The following is an 18,769-nucleotide window of genomic DNA, read 5'->3' on the forward strand; positions in this document are numbered from 1 at the left end:
CAGCTGCAGCAGGTGGTTCTGGATCACGTCTCGGGCGGTGCCGATGCCGTCGTAGTACCCGGCACGGGAACCGATGCCGATGTCCTCGGCCATCGTGATCTGCACGTGGTCGACATAATTCGCGTTCCAGATCGGCTCGAACATCTGGTTCGCGAAGCGCAGCGCCAGGATGTTCTGGACCGTCTCCTTGCCCAGGTAGTGATCGATGCGGAAGACGTCCTCGGGACGGAACGCCTTCTCCACCACGTCGTTGAGCTCGCGGGCGGAGGCGAGGTCGTGCCCGAAGGGCTTCTCGATGACGACTCGGCGCCAGGAACCGTCGCGGGGGGTGTTGAGCCCCGAGTCCGCGAGCTGGCCGCAGACCTGCGGGAAGGCGTCCGGCGGGATCGAGAGGTAGAAGGCGTGGTTACCGCCGGTGCCGCGAGTGCGATCGAGCTCGCCGACCACCTCGGTCAGCTTCTCGAAGGCGGCGCTGTCATCGAAGGTGCCGGTGACGAAGCGGAGCCCGCCGCGGAGCTGCTCGAAGACGCTCTCGTCGAACCCGGTGCGGGAGTGCTCGGAGACGCTCTTGCGGACGTAGTCGGCGAAGTCGTCATCGGACCACTCCCGACGACCGAAGCCGACCAGCCCGAAGCTGGGCGGCAGCAGGCCACGATGGGTGAGGTCATAGATGGCGGGCAGCAGCTTCTTGCGGGCGAGGTCGCCGGTGACGCCGAACATCACCATCGAACTGGGCCCGGCGATGAGCGGGAGACGGCGGTCGCGGGGATCGCGCAGCGGATTCGGCGCGTCAGCCCCGGCAGGGGGAGTGGAGGAGTCGGTCACGTTCGTCCTTTCTAGGACACGGAGCAGAGGAGCACGGCCCGCCCATGATGCGGGACCGTGCTCCTCGAAGAGTCAGGCGCGGGCGGACTCGACGGAGGCGGACACCGTGGCCAGGAGCTCGTTCCAGGCCTTCTCGAACTTCTCGACGCCCTCGCGCTCGAGCAGTGCGAAGACCTCGACCAGGTCGACCCCGGCGCCGGCGACGCGCTCGAGCGTCGCGACGCCCGCGACAGCGGCCTCGGCGGACAGCGGAGCCTTCAGCTCCGAATGGTCCGCGGCGGCCTCGAGGGTCTTCTCCGGCATGGTGTTGACGGAGGGATCCGCGACCAGGTTGTCGACGTACAGGGTATCGGCGTAGTCGGGGTTCTTCACGCCGGTGGATGCCCACAGCGCCCGCTGGACGTTCGCACCCTTGAGCGCGGTGAAGCGCTCAGAGCCGAAGGCTTCGAGGTAGGTGCCGAAGGCGGCCTGTGCGTTCGCGACGCCGGCCTGGCCGCGCAGAGCGGTCGCCTCCTCGGTTCCCAGGGCCTCGAGCCGCGCGTCGATCTCCGAGTCCACGCGGGAGACGAAGAAGGAGGCGACAGAGTGGATCTTCGCGAGATCCTTGCCCGCTGCCGCGGCCTGCTCGAGACCGGTGAGGTAGGCCTCGATCACGGCCTGATAGCGCTCGACAGAGAAGATCAGGGTGACGTTGACGCTGATGCCCTCGGCGATCACTGCGGTGATGGCCGGCAGGCCGGCCTCGGTGGCGGGGATCTTGATCATCACGTTCTCGCGGCCGACGACCTCGAAGAGGTGCTTGGCCTGCTCGATCGTCTTCTCGGTCTCGTGGGCGAGGCGGGGATCGACCTCGATGCTCACGCGGCCGTCGAAGCCGTGCGAGGACGCGTAGATGTCGGCGAAGAGATCGGCGGCGCTGCGCACGTCATCGGTGGTGAGCACCTCGACGATGGCGTCGACGTCCTTGCCCTCCGCCGCGAGGCGGGCGATGTCTGCGTCGTACTCCGAGCGGCCGGAGATCGCAGCCTGGAAGATCGACGGGTTCGTGGTCACGCCGACGATGTTGCGGCTGCCGATGAGCTCCTGGAGGTTCCCGGAGGACATCCGCTGACGCGAGAGATCGTCGAGCCAGATCGAGACTCCGGCATCGGAGAGGGCCTGGGTGTTGGTGTTCTGAGCCATGGTGTTCCTTCCGGGCGCTGTGCGCCCTGTGTCGAACTGGTGTCGCCCGGTGCAACGGTCTCAAGCGCCGGATCCTTCCCCGAGGTGAGGGAGGGAACCTCTGGGTCCGCGGTCGGCGGCGGGACGGGCGGAGGGAGAGAGGGGAGAGGAGAGGAGGAAAGAGGATGGGGAGGGGAGGGGAGGGGAAGAGGAGCGGGGCGGGACCCGGAGGCCCCGCCCCGCGGAGGATCAGGCCCCGGCTGCGGCGAGGGAGTCCTTCGCCGCTGCGACCACGGCCTCGGCGGTGAAGCCGAACTCCTTGAAGAGAGTGCCCGCATCGGCCGATGCACCGTAGTGCTCGAGCGAGACTGCACGCCCATGGGTGCCCAGGAAGCGGTACCAGGGCATCGCGATGCCGGCCTCGACGCTCACGCGTGCGGTGACCGACGCCGGGAGCACAGACTCCTTGTACTCCTCGTCCTGCTCGTCGAACCACTCGACGGACGGCATCGAGACCAGACGGGCGGGGATGCCCGCCGCCTCGAGCTGGGTCTGCGCCTCCGCGGCGTACTGCAGCTCGGAGCCGGTGCCGATGAGGATCACCTGCGGCTCCGCCGAGGCCTCCTTCATGATGTAGCCGCCCTTGACGAGGTTCTCCGCGCCCGCGTACTCGCTGCGGTCGAAGGTCGGCATCGCCTGCCGGGAGAGGATCAGGCCGACGGGGCCGTGATCCCGCTCGAGCAGCGCCTTCCAGGCCTGCGCGGTCTCATTCGCATCCGCGGGGCGCACGATCGACAGGTTCGGGATCGCGCGGTACGCGGCCAGGTGCTCGACCGGCTGGTGGGTGGGGCCGTCCTCGCCCAGACCGATGGAGTCATGGGTCCACACGTACGTCGCGGGGACCTTCATGAGCGAGGCGAGGCGCACCGCGCCGCGCATGTAGTCGGAGAACTGGAAGAAGGTGCCGCCGTACGGGCGGGTGAGCCCGTGCAGCGAGATCCCCGAGAGGATCGCGCCCATCCCGTGCTCGCGGATGCCGAAGTGCAGCGTGCGGCCGTACTTGTCACCGGCGAACTCGGAGGAGCTGAGCTCCTCGGGGAGGAAGGACGGCTCGCCCTTCATCGTGGTGTTGTTCGAGCCGGCGAGGTCGGCGGAGCCGCCCCACAGCTCAGGCATGACCGGTGCGAGGGCCTCGAGGACCTTGCCGGAGGCGGCGCGGGTGGCGAGGCCCTTGGCGTCGGCCTCGAAGCTCGGGAACGCCTCGGCGAAGCCCTCGGGCAGCTCACGTGCCTGGAGCCGGTCCAGCAGAGCGGCCTTCTCCGCGTTCGCGGAGCGCCACGCCTGGTAGCCCTTGTCCCACTCTGCCTTCGCAGAGACCGCGCGCTCAGCGAGGGCGCGGGTGTGGGCGAGGACATCCTCGTCGACCTGGAACTGCTGCTCCGGGTCCAGGCCCACGGCCTTCTTCAGGCCTGCGACGCCCTCGGCGCCGAGCTTCGCGCCATGCACCGAGTGGCTGCCGGCCAGCTCGGGGATCGGCCAGCCGATGACGGTGCGCAGTCGGATGAAGGTCGGCTTGTCGGTGACCTTCTGAGCTTCGAGGATCTCGGCCTTCAGGGCCGCGACGTCTTCGAGGTACTCGGTTCCGCCCTGGGTCCAGTCCACGGTCCGCACGTCCCAGCCGTAGGCCTCGTAACGCGCGGCGGTGTCCTCGGTGAAGGCGATCGAGGTGTCACCCTCGATGGAGATCTCGTTGTCGTCCCACAGGACGATGAGGTTGCCGAGCTGCTGGGTGCCGGCGATGGAGCTGGCCTCGCTGCTGACACCTTCCTGGAGGTCGCCGTCGGAGGCGATCACATAGGTGAAGTGGTCGAAGGGGCTGGTGCCCTCAGCGGCCTCGGGGTCCAGCAGGCCGCGCTCGCGGCGCTGCGCCATCGCGAAGCCGACCGCCGAGGAGATGCCCTGGCCCAGCGGACCGGTGGTGATCTCCACGCCTGAGGTGACGAAGTTCTCCGGGTGGCCCGGGGTCTTCGAGCCCCAGGTGCGCAGCTCCTCGAGGTCCTTCTTCTCGAGGCCGAAGCCGCCGAGGAAGAGCTGGATGTACTGCGTGAGGCTGGAGTGACCGGCCGAGAGCACGAAGCGGTCGCGGCCCAGCCACGACGGATCCTTCGGATCGTGCCGCATCACGTCCTGGTAGAGCAGGTAGGCGGCCGGAGCGAGGCTCACAGCGGTGCCCGGGTGCCCATTGCCGACCTTCTCGACCGCATCAGCGGCGAGGACGCGCGCGGTGTCGACCGCACGCTTGTCGAGTTCGGTCCAGCCCTCGGGGGCCTTGAAGTTCTCCGTCATTATCGGGTGCTTCCTTTCGCCGGTGTGCAGCCGCTCGGCCGCGTGGATCGACAGGCCTCGGCGGGCGGTCCCGGCAGCACGTCCTGCGACGTGCGGGTTCCCTGTGCGAGGCGACAGCGTCCAGCTTAGTCGGGCGGGGTCCATGACGCTCGTCCGTCCAGCCTGTTGCCGAGCGTGTCCCAGCGGCTTCGCACACGATCCTCCGCGGTCGCGGTCGCGCCTCCCGGCCGGGGCGCACGGCGGACCGGGCGACACGGTGCGGGTTCTCACCTCTGGCACTGGTGCCGCCCGGAGGGGCCACCGCCTAGACTGTGGGGGTTCACGCGGCTGCCTTGCCGCGCTCAGAGGAAGGACGGTGGGCGGTGACCGCCACCCAGGGAGCTTCGGTCCAGCATGCACGCCGGGGAGGTGGACGGGCCCCGCGGTCCGCGCGCTCCGTGATCCGCAGCTATGTGGCGCTGACCAAGCCGCGCATCATCGAGCTGCTGCTGATCACCACGATCCCCACGATGTTCCTCGCCGCAGGCGGGTTCCCCTCGCCGTGGCTGATCCTGAACACCATGATCGGCGGGTACCTCGCTGCGGGCGGGGCCAACGCTCTGAACATGTACCTCGAGCGCGACATCGACGCGAAGATGAAGCGCACCCGCAACCGACCGATCCCGTCCGGCGCAGTCTCGCCGCGCGTCGCCCTGATCTTCGGCATCACGATCTCGATCGTCTCCGCGCTCTGGCTGGGCCTGCTCGTGAACTGGGCCTCGGCCGCGCTCGCGGTCGGTGCGATCCTGCTCTACGTCGTCTTCTACACGATGATCCTCAAGCGCCGCACCAGCCAGAACATCGTCTGGGGCGGGATCGCCGGGTGCATGCCGGTGCTGATCGGCTGGGCCGCCGTGACCGGCACGGTGTCCTGGACCGCAGTGCTGCTGTTCCTGGTGATCTTCTTCTGGACCCCGCCGCACTACTGGCCGCTGGCGGAGAAGTTCGCCGCGGACTACGCCAATGCCGGCGTGCCGATGCTCCCGGTGGTCGCCTCGAAGACGACCGTGGCCCGTCAGATGATCATGCACACCGCTCTGATGATCGCCTCGAGCCTTGCGATCATCCCGCTGGGATCGACCGGCTGGGTGTACGGCGTCGCCGCGGTCGCCTCCGGACTGTGGTTCGGCTACCTCGTGATCCGCTACGCACTGCGCGTGCGCCGTGGTCTCACCGGCAAGGCCCTGAGCCCGATGACCGTCTTCCACGGCTCGATCACCTATCTCACCGTGCTCTTCGTCGCCCTCGCGATCGATCCCTTCGTCACCCTGTGACCAGCGGCGGTCCGGGACCCGACGGGGAGCCGGAACCCGCCGGCGAGCAGATCCTGCGTCCCGCTGACCGTCGGACCCTCGAGCAGTATCTGAGCCACCTGCGCATCGAGCGCGGGCTCTCCTCGAACACCCTGGACGCCTACCGCCGCGACCTCACCCGCTATCTGGCCGACCTGGCCCGGCGGGACGTGGATCCCACGGCCGCGGATCCGCAGCAGTTGGGGGCCTGGCTGCAGTCCGTGCGCACCGGTGCCGACGGCGGAAGCCCGCTCTCCGCCGCCTCCGCTGCCCGTTCCCTGGCCGCGGTCAGAGGGCTGCACTCGTTCCTCGACGCCGAACGCGTCTCCACCACCGGCGATCCCTCGCGCCTGGTCCCGTCTCCGACGCTGCCCAAACGGCTTCCGCACCCGCTCAGCATCGACCAGGTCGAAACGCTCATCGATGCCGCCGGCCGCCCCGGCACCGGGCGGGACGCCACCGAGCGGGCGCTGCGCGATCGCGCGCTGCTCGAGGTGCTCTACGGGCTGGGTGCCCGGATCTCAGAGGCGACCGGACTGGATGTGGACGACATCGATCCCCAGGAACGGGCCGCGGTGCTGCGCGGCAAGGGCGACAAGCACCGGGTGCTCCCGGTGGGCCGTTTCGCGCTGGCGGCGCTCGAGGCGTACCTGACCCGCGGCCGTCCCACGCTCGCGGCGCGGGGGAGCGGCTCCCCGGCGGTGTTCCTGGGCTCCCGTGGGACCCGGCTCACCCGGCAGGCCGCCTGGCAGGTGGTGCGGCGCGCGGCGGAGGAGGCCGAGCTGATGGATCTGGCGGAGCCGATCAGCCCTCACACCCTGCGCCATTCGTATGCCACCCACCTGCTGCACGGCGGCGCAGATGTGCGCAGCGTGCAGGAGCTGCTGGGACATGCCTCCGTCACCACCACGCAGCTGTACACGCAGGTCACCGTCGACACCCTGCGCGAGACCCACGCCTCCGCCCACCCCCGGGCTCAGTGAGGGGCTTAGACTTGTCCGGCGCGACGTCCCTGCCGGGCCCGATCCCTCGGGGACGACCTGTGCGGGACGCGGACGGCATGGTGCAGCCGTCGTTCCCCGGACCACGCTCGGATCAGTTCCGAACGGTCACGGATCGTTCCGCACCACCAGACCACGACGCCGACGACAGGACACCGACGTGAGCCCGACCTCCTCCCAGCAGCTGGACATCGATCTCGGCCCGACCGGCCGACCGATGCCGGAGCTCCCGGAGCCGGCCCCGCTCGACTCCCATGGGCCGGCACGCATCATCTCGATGGTGAATCAGAAGGGTGGGGTGGGGAAGACCACCAGCGTGATCAACCTCGGGGCGGCCCTGGCCGAGCTCGGGCGCAAGGTGCTCCTGGTGGACCTGGACCCGCAGGGTGCGCTCAGCGCCGGTACCGGGGTGAACCCCTACGACCTCGACGTGACCGTGTACAACCTGCTGATGGAGCGTGGCCATGACGTGCACGACGTGATCCAGGAGACCTCGACCGAGAACCTCGACGTGCTCCCGGCCAACATCGACCTCTCCGCCGCCGAGGTCACCCTGGTCAACGAGGTGGCCCGCGAGATGGCCCTGGCACGCGTGCTGCGCCCGGTGGCGGATGAGTACGACGTCATCATCATCGACTGCCAGCCGTCGCTGGGCCTGCTGACCGTGAACGCACTGGCGGCGAGCCATGGCGTGATCATCCCGCTCGAGGCGGAGTACTTCGCCCTGCGCGGCGTGGCCCTGCTGGTGGAGACGATCGAGAAGGTGCAGGACCGGATCAACCCCCGGCTCGAGCTCGACGGCATCCTGATCACCATGTTCGACCCCCGCACCCTTCATTCACGCGAGGTGTGCCAGCGGGTGGTCGGCGCCTTCCCGGACAAGGTCTTCCACACCACGATCAACCGCACCGTGAAGTTCCCCGACGCCTCGGTGGCGGCCGAGCCGATCATCTCCTTCGCCTCCTCCACCAAGGGCGCTGACGCGTACCGCCAGCTCGCCAGGGAGCTCATCTCCCGCGGTTCGGCGGCCTGATGGCCGCCGATCGGCGCGGCGGGCAGCGCCCCGGTTCCTCGGGCCGCTCCAGCAGCCAGCCTCAGCGACGTCGCAGCGCCTTCACGCCGCCCAAGCGGGTGCGGCTGCGCGACGAGGCGGGCACCCCGGTGGCGCCGGCCAAGGATCCGGACGGCCTCGCCCCCGAGCCCCATCGCGAAGAGGGCGAGAGGCTGCAGAAGGTCCTGGCCCGAGCCGGTTTCGGCTCCCGCCGGGCCTGCGAGACCCTGATCTCCACCGGTCGCGTGCGGATCGACGGGGTCATCGTCCAGGAACAGGGAGTGCGGATCGATCCCACCACCCAGGTGGTGCATGTCGACGGTCGCCGGCTCCAGCTGGACCAGACGAAGCTGACGCTGGTGCTGAACAAGCCGCGCCACGTGGTCTCCGCGATGAGCGATCCGGAAGGCCGGCGCAACCTCGCCGAGTTCACCGCCGGCCACTCCCAGCGGCTCTATCACGTGGGCCGGCTCGATTACGAGACCGAGGGCCTGCTGCTGCTGACCAATGACGGCGAGCTCGCCCACCGCCTGACCCACCCCAGCTTCGAGGTCGAGAAGACCTACGTGTGCCGCTTCGAGGCACCGGGCGGCGCTCCCCGGGGCCTGGTGAAGTCCCTGCGCGAGGGAATCGAGCTCGAGGACGGTCCGGCCCGTGCCGACCGGGCCCGGGTGCTCGCCCAGGACGGTCATGAAGCGGTGGTCGAGGTGACCCTGCATGAGGGGCGCAACCGCATCGTGCGGCGCATGTTCGCCGCGCTGGGATTCGAGCTGACCGCGTTGGTCCGCACCCGGATCGGCCCGGTGCTGCTCGGCGATCTCGACTCGGGCAGCACCCGGGAGCTGACGGGCCGTGAACTCGGCACCCTGATGGCCGAGGTCGGGCTGTGATGTCGCTGGTGCCCTCTCCGGTCCGGATCATCGGCACCGGGCTGATCGGCGGCTCGCTGGGCATGGCGCTCGGCGCCGCGGGAGCCAGCGTGCAGGTCGAGGACGTCTCCCCGGGCACCACGGCGCTCGCGGTCGAGCTGGGGGTGGGGCATGTCGCCGACCCCGCCGGGCCCGACCCGCGGCTCGTGGTCATCGCAGCCCCACCCGACGCGACCGCCCAGCTGGTCGTCCAGGCCCTGCGCACCTGGCCGCAGGCACTGGTCACCGATGTAGCCAGCGTCAAGGGGATCGTCCTCGAGGGCATCACCCAGGCGGTCGAGCCCGAGGAGCTCACCCGATACATCGGGGCCCATCCGATGGCCGGACGTGAAGTCTCCGGCGTGATCTCGGCCCGTGGCGATCTGTTCCGCGGGCGACCCTTCGTGGTCGTGCCCCACCCGAGCACCCGCCCCGAAGCGATCAGCCTCCTCCAGGGCATCGCCACCGCAATCGGCTCGGTGCCGGTGGTGATGGGCGCCGACGAGCACGACACCGCAGTGGCTCACGTCTCGCATGTGCCGCAGGTGCTCTCGAGCCTGCTGGCGACCACGCTGCTGGAACCGGGGGAGACGGCCCTGGGACTGTCCGGGCAGGGTCTGCGCGACTCCACTCGCATCGCCGACTCCGACCCGAGGCTGTGGGTCGAGATCCTCGGCGCCAACGCTGAGGCGGTCAGCGAGGTGCTCGACGGGGTGCGCGGCCGGCTGGACGAGATCCTGGCCGCCCTCGCCACGATGACCGGGGACCCGGACCCCGCCGTCGGCTCCCGCCGCGCCCTCGCAGAGCTCATCGCCGACGGGAATCGCGGGGTGCGGCGCATCCCCGGCAAGCACGGCGGAGCCTCCGACTCCTTCTCGACCGTGACGGTGCTGGTGCCGGACCGTCCCGGCGAGCTCGGTCGGCTGTTCACCGAGATGGGGGAGATCGGGGTCAACCTCGAGGACTTCCACCTCGAGCACAACTACGGGCGCCAGGTGGGCCTCGGACACCTCTCCGTGGACGCCTCCCGTGAGGAGCTGCTCACCCGAGAGCTCTCCGCACGCGGTTGGACCGTCGCGGAGTCCTGAACGCCCCGTATCCTTGCCGGATGCACACCAGCGCGCCGCACGACCCTTCCTCCCTCGCGAACACCGGCCCCGCCCGCGGCATCGCCATCGCGATCGACGGACCGGCCGGCTCCGGCAAGTCCACGGTCTCCCGCTATGTCGCCGATGCGCTCGAGGGCGGCATCCTCGACACCGGCGCGATGTACCGCGCCGTGGCCTGGGACTGCCTGGACCGCGACATCGACCTCACCGATCGTGAGGCTGTCGCCCAGGCCGCCGAGGAGCTCGAGCTCGAGCTCGGCACCGATCCCGAGGGCGCGACCGTCGTGGTGCGAGGCACCGACATCACCGCCGAGATCCGCAGCGAGCGGATCTCCCAGCGCGTCAGCGACGTCGCCACCAACACCCTGGTGCGCGCGATCCTCCAGCAGCGTCAGCGCGAGCTGCTCTACGCCACCGCCGACGAGCGCGGCTTCTGCGTCGCCGAAGGCCGCGACATCACCACCGTGGTCGCCCCCGACGCCCAGGTGCGCGTGCTGCTGATCGCCTCCGACGAAGAGCGGATGCGCCGCCGCGCCGCCGAGCTCGACCTCGAGGACAACGAGGACACCCGCGCCCGGATGGCCGATCAGGTGCTGCGCCGGGACCGGGACGACTCCACCGTCTCGGAGTTCCTCACCGCCGCCGAGGGGGTCGAGACCCTCGACACCACGGGCCTCGACATCGCAGACGTCGTCGAGCGGGTGCTGATGCTCGTCGCCGCGGCCGAGACCGCGCAGGAGGAGGCCGAGCACGGCAAGCCCGAGCCCGTCCGGCGTCGGACGACCACCTCGGAGGGCGCGTCGGCCGACGGTCCCACCGATGCGGACATCGAGAACGCGCTGCGCGCCGGCCTGTCCGACTACGAGCTCGATGACGAGGACCTGGCCCTGCTGACGGGGGACGAGTCCGAGGAACTGATGCCCGAGATCCAGCGGAACCTTCCGGTGGTGGCGGTGGTGGGCCGTCCCAACGTGGGCAAGTCCACCCTGGTCAACCGCATCCTCGGCCGCCGCGAGGCGATCGTCGAGGACCGCCCCGGGGTGACCCGCGACAGGGTCTTCTACGAGGCCGAGTGGGCGGGCAAGGACTTCTGGCTGGTCGACACCGGCGGCTGGGAGGACCGGGTCCAGGGCATCGCCTACAGGGTCGCCGAGCAGGCCGAGGTGGCCGTCTCCCTCGCCGACGTCGTGATGTTCATCGTCGATGCGAATGTCGGTGTGACCACCACCGATGAGCAGCTGCTCAAGGTGCTCCGCAAGGCCAAGGTGCCGCTGGTGCTGGTGGCCAACAAGGTCGATGACCAGCGCGGCGAGATCGAGGCCGCCGGGCTGTGGAACCTGGGCCTGGGGGAGCCGCATGCGGTCTCCGCCCTGCACGGGCGCGGATCCGGCGACCTGCTGGACGCCGTGCTCGCCGCGATGCCCGAGGAAGGCCGTGGGACGCCCGCCGACCGCGGTCCCCGCCGGGTGGCCCTGGTGGGTCGTCCGAACGTCGGCAAGTCCTCGCTGCTGAACCGGCTCGCCAAGGAGCAGCGCGTCGTGGTCGACGATGTCGCCGGCACCACTCGGGACCCGGTGGACGAGAAGATCACGCTCGGTGGCAAGGAGTGGACCTTCGTGGACACCGCCGGTATTCGGCGCCGGGTGCTCCAGTCCCAGGGCGCCGACTACTACGCCTCGCTGCGCACCCGCTCCGCCCTGGACCGGGCCGAGGTCGCGGTGGTGCTGCTGGAGGCCTCCGAACCGATCTCTGCTCAGGACTTGAAGATCATCGACATGGTCCTGGAGTCCGGGCGCGCCCTGGTGCTCGCCTTCAACAAGTGGGACCTGTTGGACGAGGAGCGTCACAAGACGCTGGAGCGGGAGATCGAGCGTGATCTCGCACACGTCTCCTGGGCTCCTCGGGTGAACATCTCCGCCGAGACGGGCCGCCACGCCGACCGCCTGGTGCCCGCGCTCGAAGCTGCGCTGGAGTCCTGGGACCGGCGCATCGCCACCGGCCGGCTCAACGCCTTCCTGGGCCAGCTGGTGGCCGCGCATCCCCACCCGGTGCGCAGCGGCAAGCAGTCCCGCATCCTGTTCGCGACGCAGGCACGAACCAGGCCGCCGCGCTTCGTCATCTTCGCCAGCGGCTTCCTCGAGCACGGCTATCGCCGCTTCATCGAGCGCCGTCTGCGCGAGGACTTCGAGTTCACGGGCTCACCGATCGTGATCGGCGTGCGGATCCGCGAGAAGCGCCGCCGCTGACAGCCGGGTCCAGCCGAGGTGCATCACCACGGCTGCACCACGTATCGTGTCCGCCATGAGCAATCCCGGTGACAACGGCTCCTGGAACACCCAGGGGAACGACTTCGATGCGCAGCAGGGTGGCCAGGATCCCTATGGCCAGCCGCAGCAGGATCCCTACGCGCAGCAGCCGCAGGACCCCTACGCGCAGCCGCAGCAGGATCCGTGGGCGCAGCCGCCTGCGGAGCCTGCAGCCCAGCAGGATTCCTTCGGGCAGCAGACGCCGGGCGCGCAGCAGTACGGACAGCAGGACCCCTACGGCCAGCCGGTCCCCTCCGCCTCGGATCCCTATGGCCAGCAGCCTGCCGCCGGGCAGGACCCGTACGCCCAGCAGCCTGCCGCCGGGCAGGATCCGTACGCCCAGCAGCCTGCTGCGGGGCAGGACCCGTTCGGCCAGCAGCCCGCTGCCGGGCAGGACCCGTACGCCCAGCCGTCTGCCGGCTCCGCCTCCGATCCGTACGGGCAGCCGCAGCAGAACTGGTCGCCGGCGGCGGGCTCCGGCCCCTCCGCCTCCGATCCCCACGCGCAGGGCGGCGCCGGCTACGGCCAGCCCAGCGCCGGCCAGGCTCCCGCCGCCGGTGGCGCAGCACCCCAGGGTGAGCCTCAGAGCCGCCTGGTGGTGGGCCTGCTCGGCATCTTCCTCGGCGGATTCGGGGTCCACCGCTTCCTGCTGGGGTACACCACGATCGGCATCATCCAGGTCGCTATCACTGTTTTGAGCTGCTTCCTCCTTTACCCAGTCGCGCAGATCTGGGGGCTCATCGAGGGCATCATGGTGCTCGCGAAGTCCCCGACCTTCGAGCGTGACGCCCACGGTCGCCCGCTGAAGGACTGAGCTGCTGGACCGAACCTGCTGAAGGACGGCCCGCCCGTCCCCACGCCTGAGCGACAAGGATCCGCGAGCTATGAGTTACCACCCCCAGGGCCCGTTGCCGGACCGCAGCAAGATCCAGTCCAGCGCGATCATCCTGATCATCGTCGGCTTCCTCTGCGGAGGCACGATTCCGGCGATCTTCGGGATCATCGCCCTGGTGCAGATGGACAGTGATCCGTACTCCGCTCAGAAGATGAACAAGGTCGGGTGGATCCTGTTCTGGGTGATGCTGGTGCTGATCATCCTGTTCTTCATCGTGTACGTGGTGTTCATGGTGCTCATCATGGGCGTGGCCACGCTGCCGATCCTGATGGGCGGCTGACGCCGCCAGTTTCCTGGGAGGAGCTGCCATCGCGACCCCGGACTTCGTCCTGTCCCTGCGCGAGCGGGTCGGGCACGAGCTGCTGTGGATGCCCGGCGTCACCGCCCTGGTGCTCGATCGGGAACGGACCTCGCTGCTCGCCGTGCGGCGCGCGGATGACGGCGCCTGGACCCCTGTCACCGGGATCATCGACCCCGGCGAGGAGCCGGCCCGCGCGGCGGTGCGCGAGGTCGCCGAGGAGGCGGGCATCCCCTCCACCGCGCGGCGACTGCTCGACGTGCGCACCCTGCCACCCATCACCTATGGCAATGGCGACCAGGCCCAGTACCTGGACCTGTGCTTCCTGTGCGAGGCCGACCGTGACTCCAGGCCGTACCCCGCTGATGGTGAGAACACCGAGGCGCGCTGGTTCCCCGTGGATGCCGCACCGCCGATGAACGCACGCTTCACCGAGCAGCTCCGATGGGCGCTCGAGGACCGTCCCGAAGCGCGGTTCCGCCGGTGAGGCGCCTCGACCCGCTGCCCGGCACCCGGGTGAGGATCTCGCTGACCGACCAACCCGGCGACACTGCCGTGGTGAGGGTCATCGCAGTGCCCCGGCGTGACATGACGCGAGGCGGCCAGCTCAGCGTTCCGTTGCAGCCCTTCGCCGAATCGATCCTGGTGGACGTCTCGGTCGGGGGGACGGCCCTCCTGCCCGGCACGTGGGTCCAGCACGAGGTGCTCGAACGCGGCACTCCGCTCGCCCCCACCCCGGTGACAGCCGCGGATCTGCGGCCGCCTGCCGTGATCAGCGGTTCCCCGGAGCAGGCGAGCCTGCACTGGGGAGAGACGGTCTGGCCGCTGGACCTCGGTGGCGTGGTGGCGATCCCCGCGGCCTCCCGGGCAGATCCCCACCCGCTGTCCCGCCTGCGTCGGCTCACGATGATCGCCGCCGGGCGCCGTGAGGAGATCGGGTTGACCCTGTGGCGTGATCCCGCCTTCGCGGTCCCCTGGCAGGACGTGCGGCTGCTGCCGCGGGCCGCTTCCTGGTTCGAGCTCGCCCAGGTCCCACCCGGGATGCGCTACGCCGACGCCGAACACGCTCAGGGCGTCGGCCGAGCTCGGCCCCGCGCCTGAGCCGCTCGTCCCGCCCGGACGACGGCGCGCCGAGCGGGGTCTTTGCGAGATGTACGTCACAGGCTAGTGTCGAACGTCCGTAGCCCTCGACGAGGAGGCATCCGTGGCCCCCGACCCCCCGCACCGGCTCGTGCCGGACCGTCGCAGCTTCTTGCGCTTCACCGCGGGAGCGGCCGCGCTGCTCCCGCTGACCGCCCTCGCCGGATGCACCGGCGGCGGTCGCGACCCGCAAGTCCTCCGCATCGCCTTCCAGCAGTTCGGCTCCGGCACCATCAAGCAGGAGTGGATCACTACCGCCGCTGAGGAGTTCTCCGCCGAGAATCCCGAGCTGACGGTCGAACTGGTCCCGATCGTCGCCTCCGAGAACGACTACTTCACCAAGAACGAGCTCCTCATGAGCTCCCCCCGCACCAGCCCCGACCTGGTGTACGAGGACTCCTTCATCCTGCTCTCCGACGTGGGAGCGGGGTACCTGCAGCCGATCACCGACCTGGTTGAGACATTCGCGCACTGGGACGACATCGCCGAGGCCTCGAAGGAGGCCGTCACCGGGGAGGACGCCGGGATCTACGGCGTCCCGATCACCACCGATACCCGGGCCATCTGGTTCCACAAGGAGGTGTTCGCCGAGGCCGGGCTCCCGGAGGACTGGCAGCCGGGCAGCTGGGCGGACATCCTCGAGGCCGCCCGCACCATCCGTGACTCCGGGAGCGAGGCGACGCCCTTCTTCATGTTCGCCGGTACCCCGCAGGGCGAGAAGGCCTCGATGCAGGGCTTCGAGATGCTGCTGTACGGCACCGCCGAGGAGGGCTGGCTCTACGACAAGGAGAGCGAGAAGTGGATCATCGGCTCGTCGGGGTTCATCGACTCGCTCGCCTTCCTCAAGACGCTCTTCGAGGAGGAGCTGACACTCCCGCTCGGCCAGCACCTGGACCCCAACATCTCCGAGTCGATCTACACCAGCCTGCTGCCCGAGAAGAAGCTCGGCATGCTCATCGACGGCTCCTGGATCTCCCAGAACTGGACGGAGACCGCTCCGCGTCCCTGGCCCGAATGGCCCGACGTGGTGGGCCTGGCGGACATGCCCACCCAGGACGGCGGCGGTGCAGGCACCGTGACCCTGGCCGGCGGCTGGGGGCTGTCGATCCCGCAGCACGTCACCGACCGTGACATCGCCTTCCGCTTCCTCGAGAAGCTCGTGTCCACCGAGACCCTGATCAACTACGCCATCGCCGACAACCACATCACCGTGCGCGAGGACGTCGCCGCCGACGAGCGCTACCTCAGCTACTCCCCGGCCGTGGAGTACTTCACCGACCTGCTGGAGACCGCCTACTACCGGCCCGCACTGCCTGCCTACCCGGAGGTCTCCTCCGCCATCCAGGAGGCGATGGAGGCCGTGATGACGGGCAGCACCCCCGAGGCCGCTGCCGCGGCGTACGACGCCACCGTCACCGACATCGTCGGCGAGGACAACGTGCAGGAGGCCACCGCATGAGCACCGATGCCCGCGCCGCCGAGCGGTCCCCGAGGCCGAGCGACGGGTCCCCGACCCCGCCCCCGCACCGCAGGTCGAGTCGGCTCGGCAACCGCCTGACCCCCGCCCGTGCAGTGCCCATGGTCCCGGCCTTCCTGCTGCTGATCGGCTTCATGCTGGGGCCGATCGTGTACTCGATCTACCTCGCCTTCACCGACAGCGCGATCCGGGGAAAGGGGGCAGAGGAGACCAGCTTCGTCGGCCTCCAGAACTTCACCGATGCATTCACCGACGGCGACTTCTGGAACTCCGTGGTGCTGACGCTGATCTTCACGGTGGTCTCTGCGATCATCGGACAGAACGTGCTCGGCATGCTGCTGGCGCTGCTCATGGAGAGATCCCACCGGATCGTCACCTTCGTGGTGACCGCAGTCGTGGTCGCCGCCTGGATCCTCCCGGAGGTCGTGGCCGGCTACCTGCTCTACACCTTCTTCGCGCCCGACGGCTCCCTGAACGTGATCATCTCGGCCATCGGTCTGCCGCCGCAGGACCTGCTGTTCAGCGCTCCGATCATCGCGGTGTCCTTCGCGAACATCTGGCGCGGCACCGCTTTCTCGATGCTGGTGTACTCCGCGGCGCTGAGCGCTGTCCCCGCCGACGTCTACGAGTCGGCCTCGCTGGACGGCGCCGGCCCGGTGCGCCGCTTCCGGTCCGTGACGCTGCCGCTGATGCGACCGGCGATCGCCACCAACCTGATGCTGACCACGCTGCAGACCCTGTCGGTGTTCGGTCTGATATTCATCATGACCGGCGGCGGCCCAGCCCGGCAGAGCCAGACCCTGCCGCTGTACATGTACGAGCAGGCGTTCTCCTACGGGCAGCTCGGCTACGGCACCGCCGTGGCCCTCCTGCTGCTGCTGATCGGGGCTCTGGCCTCACTCGCGTACCTGCGTCTGCTGCCCGAGGAGGATAAGCGATGACCACGACCGACGACACCGCCACCCGTGAGTCTGCCCCCGCCTCACGGAGCGGGACCGGCTTACGCCCCCGCCGCTCCGGCACCGGGTCGAGGGAGCGCAGCAGCACGATCGCCAGCACCGTCGTGATGATCGTGATCGGAGCGGCCTTCCTGGTGCCCCTGCTGTGGGTGGTGCTGGCCTCCTTCAACACCGAGGCAACCCTGTCGGTCTCCTGGCCGGAGAGCTGGTCGCTGGGCAACTTCGCGGCGATCTGGAACACGGAGACCACGTTCCGCCCGCTGGCGAACTCGCTGATGCTGTGCGGCGGGGCGACCATCGTGACGATGGTCGCGGCGGTGCTGTGCGCCTACCCGATGTCGAGGTTCCGCTTCCGCGCCAAGCGGCCCCTGCTGCTGACGATCATCTTCTCGACCGGGCTGCCGATCACGGCGATCATGATCCCGGTCTACTCGCTGTTCGTGCAGGTGAACCTGATCGACTCGATGGGCGGGGCGATCCTGTTCCTCGGTGCCAGCTCCCTGCCGTACGCCATCTTCCTGACCAAGGGGTTCATGGACGGCGTGCCGATCGAGATCGAGGAGTCCGCCTGGACCGAGGGCGCGGGCGTCTATCGGGCGCTGTGGTCGGTGGTGCTGCCGCTGATGCGCTCCGGGTTGTCGGTCGCCACGATCTTCACCTTCGTGATGATGTGGGGCAACTTCTTCGTGCCGTTCATGCTGCTGCTGAGCCCCGAGAACCTTCCCGCCGCGGTCACCCTGTACACCTTCTCCTCGCAGTACGGCCAGGTCGCCTACGGCCAGCTGGCCGCGTTCTCGATCTTCTACTCGCTGCCGGTGGTGGTGTTGTACCTGTTCCTCGGTCGCAGCCTGGGCCAGGGCTTCGCCGCCGCGGGCGGGGTCAAGGGCTGAGCATCCCGCCGGAACCGGACGTACCAGCAGCAGGACCCACAGACGACGCGCCCGACCGGTCGTTCGGTGCGGTCCCTGCCGTCGCGCACTAGCGTGAGCACACAGCCGTCACCGACGAAGGAGCCCCGATGACCGAGCACACCGATCCCTTGCCCTCCGAGATCGCGGAACGAGCCCGCGCCCTGTCCACCCGCGACGGAGAGCCCTCATTCCCCGCCCAGGATCAGCAGCCGCCCGGGCTCACTGCCCCCATGCAGCCGATCCCCGATCACGGCGAGAGCAGCTACGTGGGCCACGGCCGCCTGCAGGGCCTGTCCGCACTGATCACCGGAGGGGACTCCGGGATCGGGCGTGCGGTCGCGAGCGCCTACGCGCGCGAAGGCGCTGATGTGGCGATCTCGTACCTGCCCGAGGAGCAGGAGGACGCCGAGCAGACCCGGCACTGGATCGAAGAAGCGGGCCGGCGCGCACTGCTGCTGCCCGGAGACATCCGCGATGAGCAGCTGGCCCGGTCGCTCGTGACCCGCACCGTCGAGGAGCACGGCCGTCTCGACATTCTGGTGAACAATGCGGCGTTCCAATGGGGCCGCGCGGAGCCCAAGGGGCTCGAGGGCATGACGTCCGAGCGACTGCACCGCACCCTCACCACGAACCTGTAAGCTCTTTTCTGGATCACCCAGGAGGCGGCCCCTCATCTCGGCGATGGGGCGAGCATCATCAACTGCTCCTCGATCCAGAGCTACGACCCCTCAGTCCCGCTGATGGACTACGCCGCGACGAAGGCGGCGATCAACAACGTGACGGTCAACCTGGCTGCTGACCTCGGCCCGCGCGGGATCAGGGTCAACGCGGTCGCGCCGGGACCGATCTGGACCCCGCTCAACGTCGCGACCCGCGTGTCCGACGACTACGTCGAGTTCGGGGCGAACACTCCGCTGGGTCGAGCCGGGCAGCCGTCCGAGGTGGCCGGAGCATTCGTGTTCCTAGCCAGCCCCTCGGAGGCGAGCTACGTCTCCGGCACCGTACTCGGGGTGACCGGAGGCAGGCCCGTCTTCTGAGGCGGGAGGGCCGC

16 protein-coding genes and 1 pseudogene are annotated in these 18,769 nt (G+C 69.6%); 14 read left to right on the forward strand and 3 right to left on the reverse strand.

Annotated elements, in window-relative coordinates; translation table 11 throughout:
- The 3 genes from ACT3T9_RS16375 to tkt all read right to left on the reverse strand — a co-directional run.
- A partial coding sequence (locus tag ACT3T9_RS16375) for a glucose-6-phosphate dehydrogenase (RefSeq protein ID WP_444607060.1) occupies positions 1–825 on the reverse strand: 825 nt, incomplete at its 3' end.
- A 72-nt stretch (positions 826–897) separates the two neighbouring features.
- A complete protein-coding gene (gene tal, locus ACT3T9_RS16380) occupies positions 898–2,007 on the reverse strand; it encodes a transaldolase (RefSeq protein ID WP_444607061.1) in 1,110 nt (369 codons plus the stop codon).
- Positions 2,008–2,235: 228 nt separating this feature from the next.
- On the reverse strand, positions 2,236–4,332 hold the full coding sequence (gene tkt, locus ACT3T9_RS16385) for a transketolase (protein WP_444607062.1): 2,097 nt from the start codon (positions 4,330–4,332) through the stop codon (positions 2,236–2,238).
- Between the two features lie 362 nt (positions 4,333–4,694).
- On the opposite strand from tkt, the gene ACT3T9_RS16390 reads away from it, so the two are divergent.
- The 14 genes and pseudogenes from ACT3T9_RS16390 (at position 4,695) to ACT3T9_RS16455 (ending at position 18,755) form a co-directional block, all read left to right on the forward strand.
- Entirely contained in the window at positions 4,695–5,645 is a 951-nt protein-coding gene (locus tag ACT3T9_RS16390) for a heme o synthase (protein ID WP_444607063.1), read from the forward strand.
- Positions 5,642–6,646 carry a site-specific tyrosine recombinase XerD gene (locus ACT3T9_RS16395; protein ID WP_444607064.1) on the forward strand — a complete coding sequence of 335 codons (1,005 nt, stop codon included), beginning with the start codon at positions 5,642–5,644 and terminating at the stop codon, positions 6,644–6,646. The genes ACT3T9_RS16390 and ACT3T9_RS16395 overlap by 4 nt, the downstream gene beginning before the upstream one ends.
- A gap of 178 nt (positions 6,647–6,824) precedes the next feature.
- Complete coding sequence (locus tag ACT3T9_RS16400) at positions 6,825–7,697, forward strand: ParA family protein (protein ID WP_441444039.1); 873 nt, start codon at positions 6,825–6,827, stop codon at positions 7,695–7,697.
- A complete protein-coding gene (locus ACT3T9_RS16405; RefSeq protein ID WP_441444038.1) occupies positions 7,697–8,605 on the forward strand; it encodes a pseudouridine synthase in 909 nt (302 codons plus the stop codon). Before ACT3T9_RS16400 ends, ACT3T9_RS16405 begins: the two co-directional genes overlap by 1 nt.
- Positions 8,605–9,711, forward strand: coding sequence for a prephenate dehydrogenase (locus ACT3T9_RS16410; RefSeq protein ID WP_441444037.1), 1,107 nt, complete (start codon positions 8,605–8,607; stop codon positions 9,709–9,711). Before ACT3T9_RS16405 ends, ACT3T9_RS16410 begins: the two co-directional genes overlap by 1 nt.
- Before the next feature lie 20 nt (positions 9,712–9,731).
- Positions 9,732–11,978, forward strand: coding sequence for a bifunctional cytidylate kinase/GTPase Der (gene der / locus ACT3T9_RS16415; RefSeq protein WP_441444036.1), 2,247 nt, complete (start codon positions 9,732–9,734; stop codon positions 11,976–11,978).
- 55 nt (positions 11,979–12,033) lie between these two features.
- Positions 12,034–12,852, forward strand: coding sequence for an NINE protein (locus ACT3T9_RS16420; protein WP_444607065.1), 819 nt, complete (start codon positions 12,034–12,036; stop codon positions 12,850–12,852).
- 70 nt (positions 12,853–12,922) lie between these two features.
- On the forward strand, positions 12,923–13,213 hold the full coding sequence (locus ACT3T9_RS16425; RefSeq protein WP_441444034.1) for a hypothetical protein: 291 nt from the start codon (positions 12,923–12,925) through the stop codon (positions 13,211–13,213).
- 88 nt (positions 13,214–13,301) lie between these two features.
- On the forward strand, positions 13,302–13,718 hold the full coding sequence (locus tag ACT3T9_RS16430; protein WP_441444033.1) for an NUDIX domain-containing protein: 417 nt from the start codon (positions 13,302–13,304) through the stop codon (positions 13,716–13,718).
- Positions 13,715–14,332 carry a hypothetical protein gene (locus ACT3T9_RS16435; protein WP_444607066.1) on the forward strand — a complete coding sequence of 206 codons (618 nt, stop codon included), beginning with the start codon at positions 13,715–13,717 and terminating at the stop codon, positions 14,330–14,332. The genes ACT3T9_RS16430 and ACT3T9_RS16435 overlap by 4 nt, the downstream gene beginning before the upstream one ends.
- A gap of 103 nt (positions 14,333–14,435) precedes the next feature.
- A complete protein-coding gene (locus ACT3T9_RS16440) occupies positions 14,436–15,830 on the forward strand; it encodes an extracellular solute-binding protein (RefSeq protein WP_444607067.1) in 1,395 nt (464 codons plus the stop codon).
- A complete protein-coding gene (locus tag ACT3T9_RS16445; RefSeq protein ID WP_444607068.1) occupies positions 15,827–16,789 on the forward strand; it encodes a carbohydrate ABC transporter permease in 963 nt (320 codons plus the stop codon). Before ACT3T9_RS16440 ends, ACT3T9_RS16445 begins: the two co-directional genes overlap by 4 nt.
- A complete protein-coding gene (locus ACT3T9_RS16450) occupies positions 16,786–17,697 on the forward strand; it encodes a carbohydrate ABC transporter permease (protein WP_441444029.1) in 912 nt (303 codons plus the stop codon). The genes ACT3T9_RS16445 and ACT3T9_RS16450 overlap by 4 nt, the downstream gene beginning before the upstream one ends.
- A 128-nt stretch (positions 17,698–17,825) precedes the next feature.
- A pseudogene (locus ACT3T9_RS16455) lies at positions 17,826–18,755 on the forward strand (SDR family oxidoreductase).
- Positions 18,756–18,769 lie beyond the last annotated feature (14 nt).

Origin of the sequence: Brachybacterium sp. AOP29-B2-41 (assembly GCF_052378395.1) — a bacterium.
Lineage (GTDB): Bacteria > Actinomycetota > Actinomycetes > Actinomycetales > Dermabacteraceae > Brachybacterium.